General features: G+C 57.4%; 12 protein-coding genes and 1 pseudogene. 3 read left to right on the top strand and 10 right to left on the bottom strand.

Features of this window, described 5'->3' with window-relative positions; translation table 11 throughout:
• Positions 1-4: 4 nt before the first annotated feature.
• Together M5M_RS18055 and M5M_RS18050 are read left to right on the top strand one after the other, a co-directional pair.
• A complete protein-coding gene (locus tag M5M_RS18055) occupies positions 5-502 on the top strand; it encodes a transthyretin-like family protein (RefSeq protein ID WP_015048954.1) in 498 nt (165 codons plus the stop codon).
• On the top strand, positions 448-828 hold the full coding sequence (locus M5M_RS18050) for a hypothetical protein (protein ID WP_144062498.1): 381 nt from the start codon (positions 448-450) through the stop codon (positions 826-828). The genes M5M_RS18055 and M5M_RS18050 overlap by 55 nt, the downstream gene beginning before the upstream one ends.
• Before the next feature lie 114 nt (positions 829-942).
• On the opposite strand, the gene M5M_RS18045 is transcribed toward M5M_RS18050, so the two are convergent.
• The 10 genes and pseudogenes from M5M_RS18045 to M5M_RS18000 form a co-directional block, all read right to left on the bottom strand.
• Complete coding sequence (locus tag M5M_RS18045) at positions 943-1,458, bottom strand: hypothetical protein (protein WP_015048952.1); 516 nt, start codon at positions 1,456-1,458, stop codon at positions 943-945.
• Between the two features lie 46 nt (positions 1,459-1,504).
• A pseudogene (gene dbpA, locus M5M_RS18040) lies at positions 1,505-2,882 on the bottom strand (ATP-dependent RNA helicase DbpA).
• Between the two features lie 234 nt (positions 2,883-3,116).
• The gene (locus tag M5M_RS18035; RefSeq protein WP_015048949.1) at positions 3,117-4,556 is read right to left on the bottom strand and encodes a sugar porter family MFS transporter; all 1,440 of its coding nucleotides are present in this window, start codon (positions 4,554-4,556) and stop codon (positions 3,117-3,119) included.
• 11 nt (positions 4,557-4,567) lie between these two features.
• Positions 4,568-6,670 (bottom strand): glycoside hydrolase family 16 protein, encoded by a 2,103-nt coding sequence (locus M5M_RS18030; protein ID WP_024330427.1) that lies wholly within the window; start codon positions 6,668-6,670, stop codon positions 4,568-4,570.
• Between the two features lie 68 nt (positions 6,671-6,738).
• The gene (locus M5M_RS18025; protein ID WP_015048947.1) at positions 6,739-9,246 is read right to left on the bottom strand and encodes a glycoside hydrolase family 3 protein; all 2,508 of its coding nucleotides are present in this window, start codon (positions 9,244-9,246) and stop codon (positions 6,739-6,741) included.
• 376 nt (positions 9,247-9,622) lie between these two features.
• Positions 9,623-11,113: a tryptophan halogenase family protein gene (locus tag M5M_RS18020; RefSeq protein WP_015048946.1), complete on the bottom strand. Its 1,491-nt coding sequence runs from the start codon at positions 11,111-11,113 to the stop codon at positions 9,623-9,625.
• Between the two features lie 25 nt (positions 11,114-11,138).
• Entirely contained in the window at positions 11,139-12,146 is a 1,008-nt protein-coding gene (locus M5M_RS18015; protein WP_015048945.1) for a cupin-like domain-containing protein, read from the bottom strand.
• Positions 12,146-13,708 (bottom strand): tryptophan halogenase family protein, encoded by a 1,563-nt coding sequence (locus tag M5M_RS18010; protein ID WP_015048944.1) that lies wholly within the window; start codon positions 13,706-13,708, stop codon positions 12,146-12,148. Before M5M_RS18010 ends, M5M_RS18015 begins: the two co-directional genes overlap by 1 nt.
• Before the next feature lie 231 nt (positions 13,709-13,939).
• Positions 13,940-16,876, bottom strand: coding sequence for a TonB-dependent receptor (locus tag M5M_RS18005; RefSeq protein ID WP_015048943.1), 2,937 nt, complete (start codon positions 16,874-16,876; stop codon positions 13,940-13,942).
• A gap of 619 nt (positions 16,877-17,495) precedes the next feature.
• Entirely contained in the window at positions 17,496-20,612 is a 3,117-nt protein-coding gene (locus tag M5M_RS18000; protein ID WP_015048942.1) for a glycosyl hydrolase, read from the bottom strand.
• A 318-nt stretch (positions 20,613-20,930) separates the two neighbouring features.
• On the opposite strand from M5M_RS18000, the gene M5M_RS17995 reads away from it, so the two are divergent.
• A complete protein-coding gene (locus tag M5M_RS17995; RefSeq protein WP_015048941.1) occupies positions 20,931-22,064 on the top strand; it encodes a helix-turn-helix domain-containing protein in 1,134 nt (377 codons plus the stop codon).
• The last annotated feature ends 23 nt before the right edge of the window (positions 22,065-22,087 follow it).

The following is a 22,087-nucleotide window of genomic DNA, read 5'->3' as shown; positions in this document are numbered from 1 at the left end:
GGTTATGTCTAAATTAAATGTAAAAGCCAAAGTCATGTATATGCCCGGTCCCTGGGGCGTCAATGAACCGGTGAAGGGCGCTACGGTAAAAATCATCGATATGGACATCGGCGGTACCAATGACGTCATCCTGACTAGCACCACCAATGCGGTTGGGAAATTCCGTGGCACCACGAAAGACTGGCAAGACCCAAAACGGATACGTATCTGGGAACCACTGCCATTGCCCGGGCGCTGGGTAACGAAGAAAATACCCGACCCCACCGACATGATGCTATTGGAAATCGACATCAAAGAAGGGAGCCATCATGTGCGCGCGCCCTTTGTGTATCTGGGGCCACAAGTTGAAGTCCCCATCATTGTGCCCTGGGGCAAACAATCGCTCGGTGAGGTGGTTTCTTCCCTGATACCGAGCATTACGGTCAACAAAAGAAATTTACCGACCCCATGGCTGCACAAAAAGAAGCGCGCAAGCATTTCGAAGCTGACACGCCAAAAGTGACCATTGAGTTGCAAGGGCCGGAAGCCCTGGCATTCGCGCCCTTTGCAGGAAAAAAGCTGGACGAGCTGAAGGAATGCATAGATGACATTCTGCCGGGGGCGTCCCAGTTCTTTTACTCAAACCCCATCGGCGCGGCAGAACTTTCCGCCATCGCACTGATCATACTGGCGTCTGGTGCGGTGCTTTCCGGCACCCTGCTGGCGGGTTGCATTGGATTTTCATTGATTCTGGCGCTGTATCTTGGCTACGGCAAAATCGATATCAAAATGAAATCCGGTACGGACAGCAACCCTATGCCATCGGTTGAATTTACACTCGCCAAATAACCATCAAAGCCTGCTGGAGTCAGTTCTGCGTTATGCCGGACTGGCCCCAGCCATTTTATCAGGCGCTGAAAGCGTTCAGACGACAACTGTAATTCGTCTGAATGTTGGCCGCGTTTACTGCAGAAATTTCTGGTCTCCAGAAATCACACATTCTTCAACTTCCTGGCTGAAATTGGTTCTGTCCACTATCCAGCACTGCTGATAAATGGAGCAATAACACAGCTCAATAGAAATCGAATCATCAAGCTCCAATATCTTTGCCACCTCGTCGCCCTCATAAGACAGCGGCTGCACTGTCTGCCCCGATGGAATGGTGACGTTGCCGATGTGCGATTGCACAATATGAGTAAACACAGCGATATCGGTCCACGCCTTCAGCACGCTATCCGCGTTGGTCACTTTGGCATAATGAATGATGGCTGGTCCTGTGCCTTTATTTGAGACACCATAGCTGTAGGTATTGGCACTGTAACTGCGAAAGATCTCCAGCTTAGGCCACACCGACGCTCTCGCATAGGCGCGATCAATATAAGCCGAATAGATGGAGATGAAGGCTGTGAGCAAACCGACCGACAAGGCACACAGTGCCACCAGCATTTCCGGATTTTTATACCATTTTTCTGATTTCACTCAATCCACTTCCATACCATCAACCGACAAACGTCTGCGCGCACACTTACCCTAAATTAACCCGCCGCACCCGGAAACTCCGCCCTTTCAGCTTGCCTTTATCCAACTGCTGTAAGGCTTTTTTCCACACGCCGCGATCCACCGCCACATAGGCCCAGTTATCCGCCACGGCAATCTTGCCGATCTGTTCGAACACCAGGCAATCGTTGCGCGTGAGTGCGCCGACAATATCGCCCGGGCGCAGCTTCTGTTTTTTGCCGCCATCCAATTGCAGCGTAACCCAATCGGGATCGGCCAAAGTCTGATGACGGGCTTGCGGCAACGCTTCAATGGCATCGGCGCTGGCACCCACCGATGTCAGTTTGAAATCTTCGCGCTCGCTCACCAGGCTTACCGCATGGCCCGATTCACCGGCGCGACCGGTGCGACCAATGCGGTGTACATGCACTTCGGGGTCGCGCGATAGCTGGTAGTTAATCACTAACTCCAGCGATTCAATATCGAGACCACGCGCGGCCACATCGGTGGCCACTAATACCCGGCTGCTGCCATTGGCAAAACAGGTGAGGACCTGGTCGCGTTGTTTTTGTTCCAGATCACCGTGCAGGGCCAGTGCGAGAACATTGTGTTCATTCAGGTGGGTGGCAATCTCTTCGGTTTCCCGTTTGGTGTTGCAAAAAAATCACCGCCGAGCCGGGCTGAAAATGCCAGAGCAACTGTGCCACCGCCGCCAGGCGCTGTTCATTATTGCCGACCCGGTAAAAATGCTGATTAATCGTTTGCGCACTGTGTTTGGATTCCACGGTAATGCGCACGGGGTTGTGCAGCACACGCGCGGCCAAGGCTTCTATGGAATCCGGATAGGTAGCAGAAAACAACAGCGACTGACGCGCCGCCGGCGTGCCCGCCACAATGGCATCCACGGTTTCCTGAAATCCCATATCCAGCATCCGATCGGCTTCGTCCAGCACGAGTGTATGCACTTCGGACAGATCCAGCTTGCCCTTGCGCACATGCTCCTCAATCCGCCCGGGTGTACCCACCACAATATGGGCGCCGTGATCGAGCGATGCCAATTGCGGGCCGAACGGCATGCCACCGCACAAGGTCAGGATTTTGATGTTGTGGATGGCGCGGGCCAGCTTGCGCAGTTCGCGCGCCACCTGATCCGCCAGCTCACGCGTGGGGCACAGCACCAGCCCCTGCACACGAAACCGCTCCACCCGCAGCTTATTCAGCAAGGCAAGACCAAAGGTGGCGGTTTTGCCCGAGCCGGTCTTGGCCTGGCCGATCACATCGCGACCAGCCAGCAACTCCGGCAATGCGCGGGCCTGAATCTCGGTCATCTGGGTATAGCCCAGGTCGTTCAGGTTGCCGAGTAAAGAAGGATCGAGGGGTAACTGGTCAAATCGGGCAGAGGACAAGGGCTGGCTCCAGCGGGGAATGCGTAAAGAGCCTAAGTTTACACGAAGGGAGAGCGGAGGGCTGTAGGAGCCCAGTCCCTTGGGCGAATGGGGCTGGAAGATTGCTTCTTACTTTATCAATACTCTATGCCAAACCATTCGCGCAAGGGATTGCGCTCCCACAGGGATTGCGGATGGCCGCCCCGCGCTCCCACAGGGATTGCGGACGGCCGCCCCGCGCTCTACCAAAAAAGTTTACTTATGCCAAAGCTGATGCATCTGCTCCAGCGAGCGGCCGCGGGTTTCGGGTACCAGCTTCCACACAAACCAGAGGGTCAGCAGGCAGAAGGCGGCAAACACGAGATAGGGCAGCGCGCCACTGAACATCTCGGCATTGAGCGCGGAGCCATTCACCACCGGGAAGGCGCTGGCCACCAGGGCGTTGAACAACCACTGAGCGGCCACCGCAATGGACAGCGCCTGCGCGCGCACCTGGTTGGGGAAGATTTCCGACAGCATCACCCACACCACCGGCCCCATAGACAAAGCAAACGCGCCAATGAACACCAGCACGCCCACCAGCGATACCACGCCCATGGTACCGGTCATCAATGTCAATGCCAGGGTCACCAAGCCGATAAACATACCGATCAGGCCCACCACCAACAGCGGCTTGCGGCCCCAGGCATCGACGGTGTATATGGCCACAAAGGTGGCCAGCAGGTTCACTCCACCCAGCCACAATTGCTGTTTAAGCGCATCTTCCGGGCCATAACCCAGCGCGTTGCTGAAAATATCGGCACCGTAATAGAGGATCGCATTAATGCCGGTAATCTGTTGGCAAACGCTCAAGGCCACACCCACCAATAAGGCAATTTTCAACGGGCCACGCAACTGTTGCCAGACGCTTGCGCCCTCTTCCACATGCAGGTCACGATTGATTTCAACCATTTCACGTTGCGCTTGCTCGGCGCCATTGAGTTGTTGCAGGATTTTTTCCGCTTTGGCGGATTGATTCTGCATCACCAGCCAACGGGGGCTTTCAGGTACGGTGAGCAATAACAACAGGAATGCGGCTGCAACCGGTAATTCGGACCACAGCATCCAGCGCCAGCCCTGTTCCAGGTTCTCCTGATGGAGCGCGGCGAGCTCGGCTTCACTCATGCCGTGGGTCTGGCCCCCACCAATGTAGTAGCTGGCCAGAAACACCACGAAAAACCCGACCACCACCGCCAATTGGTAGAGCGACACCATGCGCCCGCGCAAGGCGGCCGGTGAAATCTCCGCTATGTACATGGGTGCCGCCATGGACGCCATACCCACACCCAAACCGCCAATCAGGCGATAAATCGCCAGGGGTTGCAGTGATTCGGCCGCGCCGCTGCCCCAGGCAGACAGCACGAATAAAACTGCCGAAATAATCAGTGTCAGTTTGCGGCCCAACCGCCGGGTGGCGGCGCCCGCCATCAGCGCGCCCAGCAAACAGCCATAGAGCGCACTGCCCACAGCCCAGCCTTGCTGCGCCGGCGATAACGCAAAATATTCAGTAAAGTACATCTGGCTGCCGGAAATCACACCGGTGTCATAGCCAAACAACAAACCGGCCAGCGCCACCACCAGGGTATTTTTTATCAACAAGGCGCGATTGGCATCGGGCGCTTGCAGGGCATCTGCTGTCATCGTTTGCTCACTCATTATTTTTTTCCTCAGGGCAACAACCAACGAATATTATCCACTTGCAGGTGCACACCGGATTGCTCACCCCAGGTAGGCATGAGCACAAACGGCGTGTTCACATTATCCAGCGCCAGGCCACCGGTGGCCAGATCACTCACGGCTACTTCCACCGTTTGCCAATCGCTCAGGCCCGGTTGCCCCAGCGACACATCGCCGGAGCTGCACGGGTGAAAACAATCAGCCCGGGCCACCAGGCCACTGGCCAAGGCATAATCCAGCACCCGCACATCAAATTGCAACCGGCCAGTGCTGGCAAAGGCAGAAAAATCTTTGCCGTCGGTGGACTGGATAAAGAAGATTCCGTTGGCCGAGGGCGAGACAAACTGCGCATCAATCACTTTACCGCGCCCGGCCACGTCCACCTCACTCAATTGTACGTGGGGCGAGCCCGATTCCCACAATTGCAGGCCCAGGTCAAAGGTGCCATTGATGGCATCATCGTACAAGGTGATACTGCTGGTAATCACTTCCTTGGTGCTTTGCACAATCGGGCGGATACCACAATCGGCCAGACACCGGATGCGTATATCATCCAGCTGGACGCTGATGGCACCATCGGCCTCCAGTACAAAAATATTGTTTACCTGTTCATAGTTAACCTGCCCGGGCTCAACCGGATTGGCCTGTAACTGCGCGAAAGGTACCGACACACTCACCCACTGGTCATCGGCGGGCAAGCTGATGGTTTTTTCACTGACAGATGGCCAGCCACTGTCCAGTTTTATTTTCAACGCGGTACCGGCATCAGCACTGATCACCTTCAGGCGCAAGCGCAACTCGCCATAGGTTTGCATGCCATAGAGTTCAACACCTGCGTCCACACCGGTGCGTTGGGGATCGGGCAGATTAAAAAACGCATTGCCGGCACCGGTAAAATCCACCTGCAACATCTGCTTGCCGTCGATTTCCGGTTCGCTCAATTGCACGCGGCCGGGTTGACCGCCATCGTAAACCTCCAACGCCAATGGCTGCTGCCAACTGGCGCCGCCGGCGGTCATTGTGAGTGATTGAAGTCCATCGTTATAGAGCGGGAAATCGCGCTGCGCCGGGCGCATAACGCCGGCCACGTCCACATCGTTGCGACGGTCGGTGGCGCAGCCCTGGCTGTCTGCACATTCGTACACGCGCACATAGTCCACCTGCATGGATTGCGGAAAGCTGGTTTGCGCATCCGGCGCGCCTGGCCAATTTCCGCCCACGGCCACATTCAATATCAGATGAAACAGCTGATCGAAGGGCGCGCCGTTTTCGCCAAACACAAAACCGGTTTGCTGATCCACCCAATAGTAATTAAACCAACCCGCGCCATTGCTGGTGGACGGATACTGGGTGGCAAAATGCGTATCGTTAAGATACCAACGGATTTCGTCCGCTTCCCACTCCACTGCGTAGGTATGAAAGTTTTCCCAGATGGGCGTACCCGGGGTAATGGCTTTGCCGGTATAAGCATTGAGCGGCCAGTAGCGACCGTAATGCAAGGTGCCATGGATTTCATTGCCGCCGGCGGCGTTGCTGTTTACCGCTTCAAATATATCGATCTCACCACTGGCCGGCCAACCGCCGTAGACCCATTCGGTGGGCAGCATCCAGAGAGCAGGCCACAAGCCCTGCCCCTGGGGCATTTTCGCGCGGATTTCCATGCGCCCGTAGCGCCAGTCGCCCTGGCCTTTGGTACGCAACCGGGCCGACGTATAGTTACGGCTGGCGGAGCGATCATCGGCATCGTAAGCCGGATCATCATCCTGCAAGGCCGGGCCCTGAAAATTTTCCGCGCGGGCCACAATGTTCAACAGGCCATCCGCCACAAAACTGTTTTCCGGCCGCGCGGTATAACACTGCAATTCATTGTTGCCGCCACCGGCGCAATTGACTTCGTGCGACCATTTGCCGGAATCAATGGCGCTACCATCAAATTCATCCGACCACACCAGATTCCAGTTGCCGGGCGTCGGCGTGGGGCTGGGTGTTGGCGTTGGCGTTGGGGTTGGTGTTGGTGTGGGAGCGGGTGTTGATCCGCTGCCGCCGCATGCGCTCAACAGGCACAGGCTGACGGGCAGTAAAAAATTTTTCATTGTGGCTATTCTCGTTATTTTTAATGCGATTGACGCGGCCCGAAATGTCAGGCCGCGCACCTGGAGACTTATGGTTGTTTCAGATTGGCCGGGCAACTGGCATCGCCCTTGGTCAGTCGCAGGTTGTACAGCGACAGCGCGGCGCCTTTCTGACCCTGTACATAAAAGGCGGCTTTTACTTTACTGAGATCATCGGCAACACAGGCCACCGGAATGCGCAGGGTTTGCCATTGATCGGTCACCTCGGCCACTGCCGACAAGGCAACCTGACCACAACCGTCGCAATCCAGACCAATGGTGAGCGCGTCGGCCTTATCTACCACCGCTTCAAACACCCAGCTGCCGCCGGCAAAACTTTCCAGCGACATGGCTTCGTCCACATAGAAGCCTGCACGGGCCTGGCCGGTAAAAGCCAGATGCAGGGTATCTTCCTGCACATGGCGATCCTGCATATTGAGATTCAAACCATCGATGCGCACGCTGGCCGTGTTCACGGCATGGGAATCGCCCGCCGTATCCTGCAACAACAGGTTCCAAGGCTTCACCGGGCGGTAAACAAACAGGGGCAATTCGTTCGCGTCTTCGGGGTAGATTTCACCACGGTGTGTGGGCAGGGGATAAGCGGTGCTGTCCTCATCGCCGTAGGCCAGGCCATAACCCTGCGCAAACAGCGGATCAAAGCCCGCGTCTTCAGGGTTTTGTGGCGCCTGCTGCGGGTTGCGCGGCCAGGAAAAGCTCAGCTTGCCGGAAAAAGGCACATTCACACTGCCATCGGCGCGAGCCAGCACCACATCGGCCACGCCCACACCTTCGCTGCCCGGCAACCACACGGCCACAAACGCATCGCTTGCATTCAGGTAGGGATTCACCGCCAGCGGTCTGCCGGAAATAAACAAGCTCACCACCGGAATGCCTTCGGCGTTGAACTTTTTCAACAAGGCCAGATTTTCCGGCGAGCGGTAACCCAGGTCGAAGGTATCGCCCTGCATTTCCGCGTAAGGGTCCTCGCCGTACACCACCACCGCCACATCGGGCTTTTGCTGGTAGTTACCGTCTTCCGCCAGTTCAATGGAGCCACCGGCGGCTTTGACCGCCGCGGCAAAACCATCATAGATGGAGCTGGCGCCCGGGAAGTCATCGTTGCTGTTACCGGTGCCCTGCCAGGTGATTGTCCAGCCACCGGATTGCTTGCCGATATTGTGCGCACCGTCACCGGCAAGCACTATGTGTTGCTTGGGCGACAGAGGCAGGATCTGCCCGGCATTCTTCAGCATCACCAGGGATTTCTGCACCGCTTCGCGCGCAATGGCCCGGTGCTCGGCGTTGCCCATTACGGTGGTATCTGCCGCCAGCTTGTAGGTGGAAGGTGCACCGCGCTCAAACAATCCCGCGCGCAGTTTCACCCGCAGAATGCGGCGCACCGCGTCGTCGATGCGCTCCATGCTGATGCGGCCGGCCTTTACGTCGGCCACCGTATTAGCATGCAATTCGCGCCAATTCGGGTCCGACGCCATGAACATATCCAGGCCAGCGTTCACTGCCGCCGGGCAATGGGTGGCACTGCAGCCGGGCACAAATTGATGGCCCATCCAGTCGCCCACCACAAATCCATCAAACCCGAGCTTGCCTTTCAGCACATCGGTGAGCAGGTAACGATGGCCGTGCATGCGATCCCCGTTCCAGCTGCTGAAACTGGCCATCACCACCTGTACACCGGCCTCAATGGCAGTGAAATAACCCGGCGAATGGATACGGGCGAGCTCTGCTTCACTGATCTGGGTGTCGCCCCGGTCGCTGCCGCCGGCGGTGCCACCATCGCCCACAAAGTGCTTGGCGGTGGAAATCACCTTGCCGTCGGCCAGGAATTCCGCGCTGTCGCGCTCACCCTGCAGGCCCTCTACCATGGCGCGCGCATACTCAGCCACCAACGCAGGCGATTCGCTGTAGGACTCATAGGTGCGACCCCAACGGTCATCGCGGGCCACGGCAATGGTGGGGGCAAAGCTCCAGATAATGCCGGTGGCGGCCATTTCCCGTGCGGTGGCCGCGCCGATACGTTTGATCAACGCCGGATCGTGGGCGGCGCCCAGGCCGATGTTGTGTGGAAACAGCGTGGCGCCAATCACATTGTTGTGACCGTGCACAGCGTCGGTGCCCCAGAAGGCGGGAATTTTGGTGCCGGCTTCCACCGCCATGGAACCGGCATAAATGTCATCGGCCAGCGCCAGCCAATCATCCAGGCTGGCGTGTTTGTTCTGTTGGGGGAAGGAGCCACCGCCATTGAGTACTGAGCCCAGATAGTAATCCCGCACCTCGTTGCCCAGGGCGTGGTGAATCTCCGGCTGGATCATCTGCCCCACCTTTTGCTCCAGCGTGAGCGAAGCCAGCAGACCATCAATGCGGGACTCCAGCGCCGGGTCAACCGGGGTTTGCTTCAGTGCCGGCCACACCGACAGGTCGCCGCTGGCAGAAGGAGATTCAGCCGTTTCGATGGCAGGCGATTGGGAATCTGAACTGCAGGCCACCAGACCCACGGCTGTGGCCAGGCACAAAACCGGAAACAGGGATAACTTCATGACTCTTCACTCTTATTAAATGCGTGTCTTCAGCTGTCAAAAAGACGCCCCCCGGTGCTTGGGAGGGCGTAATGACGAGAGAACATATTGTTCAGGCTAAACCCAAGAGGACAGCTGAGTCTGAAGAGTGCCAGACTTGCCCGCCCGGCTGCGTCCCACTTTGCGCCAGCCCGCGAAAGTGGGCGCTTTGGCGCAAAGTGGGTCTTGTTGGGATGGGTTTTGTAGGATCGCGGGGCGGCCATCCGCAATCCCTTGCGCGAACGGATTGGCACCTGTTTGAATACCGAAGTGACTTGGGTGCCACACCTGTTCGCGCAAGGGATTGCGCTCCAACAAGAAGGAAGGTGCCACACCCTTCGCGGCTGGGAAGCCGCTCCTACATCGGCGGCTTGGCATTGGCGGTAAATTGCGCCAGGTAGGCATTGTGGGATTGCAGCTTATCCACTGTCTGATCCACTTGGGCTTTAACCTGGGACAGAAAATCCGCCAGCTCCTGTTGACTCATGGTGTCCACCAGCGGGTGGTAACGCTCTGGCGTCAGCCCCTGCCCCAGCATCACCTGCTGCCAGGAGTCCACAAACAATTCCGAGCCTTCACGGAATACGTGACCGGTTTCTCGGAATACGTCAATTTTGTTCGCCAGCGTGTCGGGGATCGCCATGTTCCGGCAATGGCGCCAGAATTCACTGTCGGTTCGTTCGGTGACTTTGTAATGCAGAATAATGAAGTCGCGGATGCGCTCCATTTCGAAATCCGCCTGGCGATTGAACTCGTCCACTTCCGAATCCAGAATGCCCTGCTGCGGGAAGAAGCGCAGAAAACGCACAATATTTTGTTGAATCAGATGAATGCTGGTGGACTCCAGGGGTTCCAGAAACCCACTACTGAGGCCCACCGCCAGACAGTTTTTGTGCCACTGCTTGCGACGCCGGCCGGTCTGGAATTTAATCAGTAATGGGTCGGTGAGCTGCTCACCTTCAATGTTGCCCAACAAGCGCTCACGGGCATGAACGTCATCCTCAAAGCTGCTGGCGTAGACATAGCCGTTGCCCACCCGGGTTTGCAGCGGAATGCGCCATTGCCAACCGGTATCGTGGGCAATGGAGCGGGTATAGGGAATCGGCTCCTGCACCTTCGCGGTTTGCACGGCCACCGCGCTGTCGCAGGGCAACCAATGGGTCCAGGATTCATAACCCGTGTGCAGTGCCTTTTCTATCAACAAGGCGCGCATGCCGGTGCAGTCGATAAAAAAATCGCCCTCAACCGTCTGGCCATTGTCCAAGGTGAGCGACTGAATGTAGCCGCTGTCGGGATGCACCGCTACGCGGTTGATTTTTCCCTCAACCCTGCGCGCACCAAAATGCTCGGCAAAGCCACGCAGGTATTTTGCATAACGACTGGCATCAATGTGAAACGCATAGTTCAGGCCGTTGTTAGGCAGATGGCTGAACTTGTGGGTTTCCGCCGCGCGCCGTTCCAGACAATAGTCGCCAAAGTCCGATGCCAGCCCCAACTCCCGGCCCTTCAGCCAGAAATGTTGAAAACCGCAGGCCCAGCAGTCTTTGCCGGTCACGCCAAAGGCATGCAAATAGTCCTTGCCCACATCGCGCCAGTTCTCAAACCGGATACCCAGTTTGTAGGTGCCTTGGGTGGCCGCCAGAAATTCCGCTTCGTCAATCCCCAACAGCCGGTTGAAAAAAACCAGCGTGGGTATGGTGGCTTCACCCACACCGATGGTGCCGATCTGCTCAGACTCCACCAGTGTGATGTCGAGATTTTTACCCATCAGTTTCGCGAGCGCGGCCGCCGTCATCCATCCCGCCGTACCGCCGCCGGCAATCACCACTTTTCGAATCGGTTTTTTCATTTCTACAGCCTGCTATTTGAAAAGGTTACAGCAACCGTTGCAATTTCTGCATCAGGTGCGCGGCCAGTTGCCTGGCGCGCGCAGGGGTCAGATCCGCCAGCATGCCACGCGCCCGTTCGGGCATACCCGCCGCCGTGGTTTCCCGATTGACCACATAATAGTTGAACACCTCGGCCCAGGCGGCGCGTTCCGCCGCGGGTAAGCTGCCCATGGTGAGCAACGCATGACTGATGGCATCCTGCGGCAAACCGGTCCAGACAGGGGTTGAGCGCCACCAGTAATTCAACAGCACATTGAATCCGTCCAGACCTTCTACCTGATGCCACCACATGCCCGGTAAATACAAGGCATCGCCGGCGCTCAGTTCAGCCACTTGTGCGCTGGCCAGCGCCTCGCGGTAGCGTGGGAACGTATGGAAATCCGGCTGATAAAAATCCACCAGGCTGATGGGTTGCCCCGCAGGCGTAAATTCCAGCGGCCCCGGATACAAATTCGCCACCTGATCGGGCGGAAACAGGGTAAAGCGCCGGCGCCCTGCCACCACGCAGGCAAGATTTTCCGGCAGATCAAAGTGTGCCGCCACGCGGGTTTTGCCACCCAGCCACAATGAGATCAACGGTTCATCGGCGGGCACCGCCAGCCCCAACGTGGATTTAAGGCCGGGCAGAAAATAATCGATGGATGACGATCCCACATAACAGCCGTCCACTGCCGGTAATTGCCGCTCCAACGCGTCGAGCAAGCCGAGGAAGTCGGCCTGCTCGCGGGAAAAATTGAAACCGGAGAAATCGTCCTGATAAAAAATCCGCCCCTGTGCCTGTGGCTGCAGACGGAAAAATACCGTTTCCCGTGCTGCATTGAAGGGCTTGAGATAATTGGCCAAGCCGCCTGCTCGCCCGGCGTCAATCAGCTCACCTTGCAGCAGGTTCTCAAACACCAAGGGGCCATCGGCCGCGGCAATGATACGGGGTAATTCCGCCGCGTTGGCCAGGCGCACCCGTTTGACCGGCGGTATATGCGCAGGGTATTGCATCAATGCGCACCCGGGCCCGCTAACCAGGCATCGATCAATGCGCGGTTATCGGGCAGGCCGTCCAGACAGCGCCGGGTTTGCTGTGCGACTTCATTCAGCAACTGCCCGGCCATCGCGTTGTTGCGATCTGCGCGCGGGCTGCGTAAATAGCTGCATTCCGCCTGCATGCCCTGCAAGACAAACCGGTAACTGGCGGCAGGAAACAGCGGCTGCGCCTCGGCGATGTCGCGCCCCATGGGGGCACGGTCGCGCCACAGCGCCAGAGCCTCGGCCAATGAGTCGGGAACCGATGCCTGATCGCGATGATCAGACCAATAGCGCTCGGTACGTTTGGACAACACGTAATGCAACTTCAGGAAATCCACAATGGACTGCCAGTGTTGCTGAAAGCGTGTATTGAATTGATTAGCCGCCGCGCGCAGGCCAGATTTTTGCACAGGTAAAAAATCGCGAATGGCAGCGGCCGACTGTTCCACCAATGCCAGCGCGGACGCTTCCAGCGGCTCGATAAAACCGGCCGACATGCCCACCGCCACACAATTGTGGGTCCAGAATATTTCCCGGTGGCCGGGCTCAAACTTAAGTTTGCGCAAAGTCAGATCCGGCACAATGCGCTCAGCGTCCAGACCCGCGGATACGGCCCGCGTCTGCAAAAACTGACGAAAAGCGGATTCAGCTTCCGATTCCGTTTGATGTGCACTGCTGTAAACAAAACCGATGCCGCACCGGGAGGGCAATGCAATGTCCCACACCCAGCCATTGGCGTGGGCGCACGCTTTGGTGACTGACGCGATGGAGGCTTGTGCGTTGACATAAGGCAATTGCGTGGCAATGGCGCGGTCGTTGAACAACACCTGTGTTTTGCTCACCCACGGCACCCGATAATGCTCGCCAACTAGACGGCTGGCACTGCCCGAACAATCTACGAAGAAATCGGCCGCCAGCGTATCACCGGCTGACGTTTTCAAGCCGGTAATAAAACCACCCGAATCCGCTTCCACGGCGACCACTTCGGCCTGCACATGGGCCACACCCAACTGCTGAACACAATGTTCACGCAAGCACTCGCCGAATTTTCCGGCGTCAAAATGGTAACCGTAATTCAATACGCCGGCGTATTCGGGGGTGGCCAGTTGCTTGGGCGCGCGCCCGGCATCGCACGCCGCTGCCTGCGCACTCACGCCGTAGGCATAGTCCCGCCCCTGGCGATAAGGGCCGAGGTCCATTTGAAAATAGCCGTGCGGCAGAGAAAACGGGTGGTAGTAGCTGTCGCCGGCAGCCCCGTCACGCCAGCCGATAAATTGTGAGCCCTGCTTAAAGGAGGCATCGCAGTGGCTGAACAGGGCAATCTCGGGTAAACCGATGCGGCGCAAGGTATCGCGCATGGAGGGCCAGGTGCCTTCGCCCACACCGATGGTGGGGATACCGGGCGCTTCCACCAGCATCACCCGACACTGGCCGCCCTGCTTCAGGCCGTGCTCCGCCGCCAACAGCGCCGCCGTCAGCCAACCGGCCGCACCGCCGCCAAGCACAAGAATTTGCTCTATTTCATTACTGCTCACAGGTGTTTTCCTGCTTATTATGTGCTCAGGCATTTCCGCCGGTGCATGGTCTGAGTTGCATTCAGACAATGTGACAGGAAACCCTGCATTTTTCAAAAACTTTAGTCGCCTTTGCATGAAGCGAACACGGCGCCCCATGCAAAGAAAACCAAAAAAATCGCGGGTGTGGCATACATCCAAACCCGCGATGAGTCACCCCAACCGGAACCGGTTGGAATGAGAGCAGTTAACTCAGAAGGTGTAGCGGGCACCTAGGTTGTAACGGGCACCGGTTTGGATGGTACCAATCATCATGTTTTCATGACGGCCATACAAACGTTGGGTTTCGCTGGTGATATTGATACCTTCCGCAAAGATCGCGAAATTGTCATTGATATCGTAGCTCACGTTCACATCCCACTGGCCATAGGCCTCGGTGTAGATCGGGTTGCGCTCGCCATTACCATCGAAGGTGCTGTTGAGGAAGTCATCACGCCAGTTGTAGGCAATACGCGCCTGAATACCATTCTTGTCGTAGAAACCTACAATGTTGAAGGAATCACTCAGACCCAACAGGGCAAATTGGTTCTCAACACCCGCGCCTTTATTGGTATTGAAATTATCGTAGGCAATATCGCCGTTAACTGTAGTGAAATTGACGATGGCACCGAAGCCAGACTCACCAAACATGTGCTGTACTGCAACTTCAAAGCCATCGATCTTGGCGGTTTCAGCGTTCACCGGCGCGATCATACGGAATACCGCTGCTGTGTCACCATCGGCGGCTGAACCCTCTACAGGCGCACCGTAAAGTGATTCCATGTAGGCGCGAACAGCACCGGCGTCAGATGTACCCAGATCGGCAACCGCTTGCTGGTAACGTGGCCCCTGAACAGGGTGAGCAAGATCAAACACCGTCTCTTCAAATGAAGTCTGACCGATGAAATTCTCTACGTCTTTCTTGTAGTAACCGGCCGACACATAGCTGCCTTCGCCGTAGTACCACTCAACCGACAATTCGAAGTTTGTGGATTCAAACGGATCCAGATCCGGGTTACCGCGGGAACCGGTACCACCATTGAAGCGTACCAGCGGGTCAATGGTCTGACCGCCCTGAATATCCGCATAACCGGGACGGGAAATGGTTTTGCTCACCGACGCACGACCCACAACATCGTCGGTAAAAGCAATGTCGAAATCGATGTTTGGTAGCCAGTTGCTATATGCACCCTTGAGCTGGGTGAAATCCACACCATTGGCCTGAGCCACAAACTCGTTATCAGCAGCCCAGATAATGGAGTCGTACTGCGGCACCAACGCTTTGGAATCTACTTTGGTGTCTTCATAGCGCAAACCGACAGCCAGATTAATCGGCATAGCCAGGTCATCCCAACCCAGATTCACCTGCACATAGGCACCCTTCTGACTTTCTTGGGTAGTACGATCGGTGGTGAAATCGTTGCTTGCACACAAGCGATCGCCACAGGCGCCTACCAAGGTTTCGCCGTTAGCAGCCGCAATGGCGGCAATGGCGTCATTCATGCCATTGAAGTCAGAGGCATAGTAGTAAGGGGTCATATCCGGGCTGGACGCGCTGCTGAACTGGTCCAGCGCACTGGCCATGCTCTTCTGCACAAACAGGCTGTCATCGTAATCTGCCGCGGTGCCATAACCGCCCCAGGTATCGCGCTGGGCATTGGCAAAGGCAGAACGGTTTTCCGATTCCAACATGGAAAGACCGAAATCGATGCTGCGCACCGCTGAGTCTTCAAACTCAAAGGTACCGTCGATTTTCGCCTGCTCGATATCATGCTTCATCAGCGCATTGCGGAAAGCAGTACCCGACGTCAGCATTTGTGAAGGGTCGAACGGACCCTGCGCATTGAATTCAAATGAAACAGTGGGCAGCGGGGTGGTGTAATTTACCGTGGTGGCTGCGCGGTTGTACTGCACGCCGGCGATATTGTTGTTAGTACCCCGGTCATCCTTGGCACCATTTTTGGCACTGGAATTGTGGTAATCAAATACCAGCGTCAGCGCATCGGTTGGATGCCAGGCCACATTCAGACCCAGCGAGTTATTGGTATTTTTCGTGCCCCATTCGCCGGCGTTAAAGGTCACGTCTGAGCCGGTGCCGTCGGTGTACTCGGTCAGTGCAACTACGCTGCCATTGCCGGTACCCGGGGTAAAGGCACCTGATACAGGCACGCCGTTAAACCAGGCGCCCATGGCATTGTACTGCTGCTCCACATCCTGCTCGGAGAAGGTGTAATCGAGCGTGGCTTCCAGCTTATCGGTTGGAGCCCATTGGAAAGTGGCCTGGGCATTGGTGCGCTCACGCTGGATTTCGCCAAACGCAAAGCCAATCCCACGAGGCACGGCGTAGACGTCACCGGCCTGGGGTGCGTTCTCAAAATTCGGGTTATCCGGTGCAATGGAGCCCCAATCGCCCTGGCCACCGGGAATGGTGTACCAGCCTGGGCCGGTTTCCGCTTTGGCGTAGCCGCTCTGACGATCGGAGTAAGAACCGGTGAGCGCAATGCCCATGGTGTCATCGGCAAACTTGGTGCTGAATATTCCGGAGATTTCCGGGGTCCAGCTGTCGCCGGTTTTGGTGGAGGTATCGTGCATGGCCTTGATACCCACGTTCGCCACCAGATCGTCTTGCTCCAACGGGCGGGCGGTACGAATATTGATCACCGAGCCAATACCACCGGTGGACAGGGATGCCTTACCGGTTTTGTAGATTTCAACCGCACTCACACTCTCGGCAGCGAGGTTGGCAAAATCGAAGGAGCGGGAGGACGAGGCAGATGTTGCCTCAATATTGGCCGCCGGCATCTGACGCCCGTTGAGGGTCACCACGTTATAGTCCGGTCCGAAGCCACGTACGGTCACCCGGCTGCCTTCGCCGTTCTGGCGGTCGATGGACACACCGGTGATGCGCTGCAGGGATTCTGCCAGGTTGGTGTCGGGCATTTTGCCGATGTCTTCAGCAGAGATGGCATCCACCACGCCCTGGGCGTCGCGTTTCATGTCCATGGAGCGCTCAAGACTGCCACGGATACCGGTGACTACCACCTCTTCCAATTGGTCCATACCCTCGTCCTGGGCCACGGCGCCAAAGGAAGCACTGGCTACGGCAATGGCCAGCAGCGTGCGGGGGTATTTGCGTATTCTGTTGCTCATGCAAGTCTCCTCGACCTTATTATTTTAGTAGCGGTACCGGAATGTAGCCGCCCAGCATTACTTTGCGACTGAGCCTCCGGGGGAGTCGTCCCACTTTGACAGAACTTTGAACATGGCGCGTCCCACTTTGCAGACAGGATAAGTGGGAATTAAAATTTCCATAAATTTCAGAAGGTTACAGAAAATGAAACCTAAACTGGCACGAGATTTATAGGGCAAATTTGCCGTAGAAATCACCATCGCTTGCCGTTAGGTAGCCGGCGGCAGGAGAGATATTGCGGGGCGTCGGCGCCAGGGGTTTCAGCTTTTGCTTGCAAAGCACCGCTTTGCGAAAGCTGAAACGTCCTCAATCTACGATTGAGGGCCGGGCCCGAAGGGGCGCCGTCGAGCTACAAGGGTGAAGCAAGCGTTTTTGCGAAGCACTGCTTCGCGCGCAGCTGAACGACGCCAAGCTGTGCTTGGTGGCCGGCCCCGAAGGGTATTCACGCGTCCCCGAAATGTCTCTCCTGCTGCCGGCCCATTCTGGAAAAGAGCTCCCTGCAGAATAGAACAAAGTACCAAGGGGCCAGACCCCTTGGTACTTCAAAACCAAGGGGTCTGGCCCCTTGGTACTGATCGCTTAGTTGGTGACTGTGTGCTGCGCCCAGCCGGTATCGCGGCCGACGCCATTGGTGATCAGGGTGAAGCTGTAGCTTACCTGGTCGCCTGGCTGCAGGCCGGTGACCTGATAGCGCCAGCCGGTGGCCTCGCGCTGCATACGCACATTCTGCTGGGCGCCGCCATTGACCTTGTAGTGCACATCGGCAATGTCGGCCTCATCGGCGGCAAACAGCACGCCACCGGATACAGACAAAGCACAGCCGTTCAGGCAATCGGGGGCGGGTGGCTCACCGCCGTTACCGCCGCCTGAGCCGTCGCCACCGCCGGTGCCGTTAAAGGTATGGGTCCGCCAGCCTATGTCCTCGCCCACGCCTGCGGTAATCACGGTAAAGCTGTAATCCACCTGATCAAAGGCATTCAAGCTTGCGATTTCATAGGTCCAGCCCGCGCTGGTGGCGGTCATGCGCAAGTTCTGCTGGGCGCCACCATTAACCCGGAAGTGCAGGTCCACAATATCGCCCCGGGTCAGGCTCAGGATCAGACTGGCGCCAGACTCTGTTGCACACCCGTTGCTGCAATCGGTAGGCGTACCACCCCCATCGTTACCGCCGCCGTCATTGCCGCCACCATCGTTACCACCGCCATTGTCACCGCCACCGCCGGTGCCGCCATTCACCACGCCATCGGCCGGTGTTTGCTGGCCCGGTTGATCCGGCGCATCGCCCGAGCGGCGGATGCGGAAGCTGTGGGGTGCCACGCTCAGCGCCATGCCATCGGCGAAGGTCACGTACTGGTAGCTGTTGCCGTAGTTGTAGGCCACATAGGTGGTCACGCCCGCCTTGCGGAACGCCGCAGCCGCGGGAGAACTGGCCGGTACTGCCGCTACCTGCCCCAACTGGCGAAAGGCCTGCAGCCATTGGTAGGTGTGCGCTTTGGTTTCACCCGCTTCCGGTGCATAGCCCGTGCCGTAGCTCTGGAAATCCGCAAAGGCGGCTTCGGCATCGGTCATGGCCCAGATGTTCCACCACACATCGCGCCATTGATCATCCACCAGGCCAGACGGTTTGCCGTTGGACGACTCGCTCAGGCCAAGGGCGACATAATCGCGCAGGTAATCGGCCTCCTGCCCGATGTGCAGTACCAGTGGTGACAGGGGCAGCCCCTGAATCCCCAGAATATGCGCATAGGCGCCACTGAACCAGGTGGAGAACACATGACCACTGCCCCAGATAATAGAGGTGGTGAGTTTCGGGTAGGCCGGATCAAAATTATCGCGGTTGCCACCCATGCCCCGGTAGCGGTCGATGTTGTTCCAGTACTCCCAATAGGCATTGGTGGACGAAGCATGCAGGTAAACACCTCGGTCACGGATCGCCTCATTGCCGGTAATCAGTCCGTACAACACCATGGCGCCATAGGCGTTGGCGGCCTCGGAGGTGGACTCATTATTGTTGCCCTGCACAAAGTTGGCGTGGCCCGACGCCCATGAAAACCCATTGGCCGGGTCAAAGTTGCGCAAATAAGGGAAGAGCGCATCATTGCGGCCGCCGGCGTAATCGCGGATCAGCAACTCCACCATGGGTCCCCAGGCATTGTCGCCACACCAGCTACGGTCTACCCGGCAGATTTCCGCCGCCGCGCGCACGAAGTAACCGTAGTGGAAATGGTGGTCGTTCAACTGCTGCTGGGCGCCGAAGGATTCATCAAAGCCCAGCAAGGTATTCCAGTTGGCGTCGTAAACGAAGTACTTACTCACATCCAGGCTGCCGTTGGTATCGGCGCGGAACCAGTCTTCCAACTCGCCCTTGAGCCAGCCCACCAGCTGATCTGCTTCCGCTATCAGCCCGTGGCTGCGCGCCAATGCCGCCAGCTCCGCCACCTTGCCGTAGTTCTTACCGGCCCAGTAGGTATCAGTGGCTGTATTCCACTCGCTTTGCGGGCGATCGGTAAATTCACGCACCAATGCTGCCAGCGCGGCCTGATCGTAATTGCCAAAGGCCGGCAGGCTGGGCAACAGACCCACAAACGGGAGGGTGTAACTGAACTGGTGGGTTTCAGCGAATCGGGTCACACCGCGCGCGCTGCGCGTGGCGTAGCCGGTAAGTGGTTGATTACTCCGCTTCCACGCCATCGGCAGAAGACCGGCCAGGGTGGTCTGTGCCTGGCCCTGGTAGCGGTAGCTGTGGGTCACGGTCACCGCCTGGGAGTTGTGGTCCACCGCATAGTCGATGCGCACCTCATCCACCGGCTTCAACGCGTGCGCCTTGAGCAGATTAATCACATTGGCATCGGGCGCTGTGGGCAACCACGCCAGCGTCAGCCGGTTGCCACTGAGCGTTACCGTCTGGCCGTTCACGCCGCTGAAGCTGTTGCCCGATGGCACCACGGCGAGGAAGTGGTTGCGGATACCCGCCACATCGGTCCACACCCCCAGGCTGTTGCCATCCTGGTGAAACACGCCGCGCTCACCGCCATTGGCGGCTTTGGTACGCAGTTGCAACTGCCCCGACTGGACCGTGAAATAGGCGTAGGGCGAACCGTGCACAAAGGTGGCTTCCATCACCCGGGTGGCGCCATCACTCCAGGCCACGGTGACCGAGCCATCGCTGTAATTACTGAGCCGCGCCTGCAGATTGCCGTGCTGGCTGTTGCCCACGGCGATGCCATCAAAGACCTCGGCGAACGGGTCCGGGATAGTGCTGACGGTCTGGCTCGCATTAGTGCTGAGCGCCGCGGGTATCCCGCCGAGGCGCGCCCCGCGATTGCTGATGCGCACCGCAAACGGATCGGGCGTGAGGTAACCGGCGCCGGCCGGGTCATTGATCCCGTGTTCACCCATAAACGATACCGAGCCCCACCAGCGGTGGGTCATGGTGGGCTGGTTAGCCGCCTGATCCTGTACCTGAGGAAAGCGCGGGGTGGGCGCGCCAATGGGGTTACAGCCGGACACGCCCGGCTCTACCACGCCGGCATTCCAGATCCAGGTGCCGTGGTCGATGACACAGCGGTGACTTGCGGTATTGATGGTATCGCTGATATTGCCGGCACCGACTGGCGTGAGTGCCGCGAACACCGGCGCACTCAGCAGGGCGGCAAACGCCGAGGCAACCCGCAGGTTGCGTTTGGTAATTTTCATTGCTTGAGCCTCGTTATGCTTATTGTGGTGAGCGGTTTCGCTCACGGCATAACACCCGCCATGCAGGCCGGGTGCGAGACAACGTTGAATTCAAGCGGCAATTGGATCGTCCCACCTTCGGTAAAACGGGCAAAGTGGTGCGTTTTGGCACCTCAATCATTCTCTATGACCTGCTAAGCTGGCGCACCCGTACCGCGGGATGACCTGAGAAACCAAACCGCTGGGAATACTAAACGCCCCACTTTCTGCATTTCAGACGTGGGAGCCCCGCTGAAAAAGTGGCATCATTACCCTCTTAAGAATTTATACCTATAAAAAATGAAAGAGCATTTATTTAACCTGCACGACGTATTCCTGTTCATTTCCATGGCCGTGTGCCTGCTGTTGTCACTGTTTCAGTGGCTGCTGATTGAAAACGGACGGGAACGCAGCCTGCTGGCGGCCTTTTTACTGTCGCTGGCGCTCTCCAGTTTTTCTGTGTTGTTGTTGTGGAATACCGAGATACACCCGCCCGCCTGGCTGGCCGATGGCTTACTGCCCTACCTGCTCACCCTGAGTCTGCTGGCCCACGGCCCCTTGCTGTATCTGTACATCCGCTCACTCACGCAAAAAACCGTGCCGGTAAGCCTGCGCGATGCCTGGCACCTTTTGCCCCTGTTACTCGTCTGGATACCCATGCTGGCTTACGGTGTAGATGCCAGTGCCATGCGCCTGGAAGCGGAATCCGACACCTTCTGGCTCGGCACACTGCTATGGGATTTTGTCAAAATCCAGCCGGTATTTTATGCCGGCTGGTGCCTGTGGCGGGTGATGCGTTACCAGCGCGCCCTGCAGCAAGAGTATTCCCATTATTCCCGGCGCGAACTGGTGTGGCTGTTCCTGCTCGCCGGCGGTTTTATGGCCAATTGGGTCTGGACCCTGGTGGTGCACTGGATCGCCAAGTACGCCAGCATTGCACTGGCAGACCAACTCGGCATAGTAGACAACTACGTCACCTTTATTCTGCTCAATGCGCTGTTTATCTACAGCCTGGTGTATGCGCAATCCATGCTGGTGACCCAGCCGGAATCCACCAATAAAGCACCAGCGGAAGACGAGGACCTGGATGAACAGGCGGTGCAGAAAGTGCGCCAGGCCATGGAACAGGATCAGTTATACCTGGAACAGAACGTGAACATCGAAGGCTTTGCCAGCCGCATCAACTTGCCGGTGCGCACAGTATCGAACGTGATTAACAAACACTTCAACAGCAATTTTTTTGAATTCATCAACGGCTACCGGGTGGAAGCCGCCAAACAAATGCTGGCCGACCCCGCCTGCGACAACCAGACCATTTTGGACATCTTGCTGGCGGCGGGCTTCAACAGCAAATCTGCATTCCACCGTTTTTTTTCCCGCCTGGTGGGCATGTCGCCGTCGGAATTCCGCAAGCAAAGCCGGCAGCAAGCGTAATGATTCTGACGCGCTGGTGCACA

It is taken from the genome of Simiduia agarivorans SA1 = DSM 21679, from assembly GCF_000305785.2.
GTDB lineage: Bacteria > Pseudomonadota > Gammaproteobacteria > Pseudomonadales > Cellvibrionaceae > Simiduia > Simiduia agarivorans.
The sequence above is the reverse complement of the archived record's forward strand: the minus strand, read 5'-3'. Positions and strand labels throughout refer to the sequence as shown.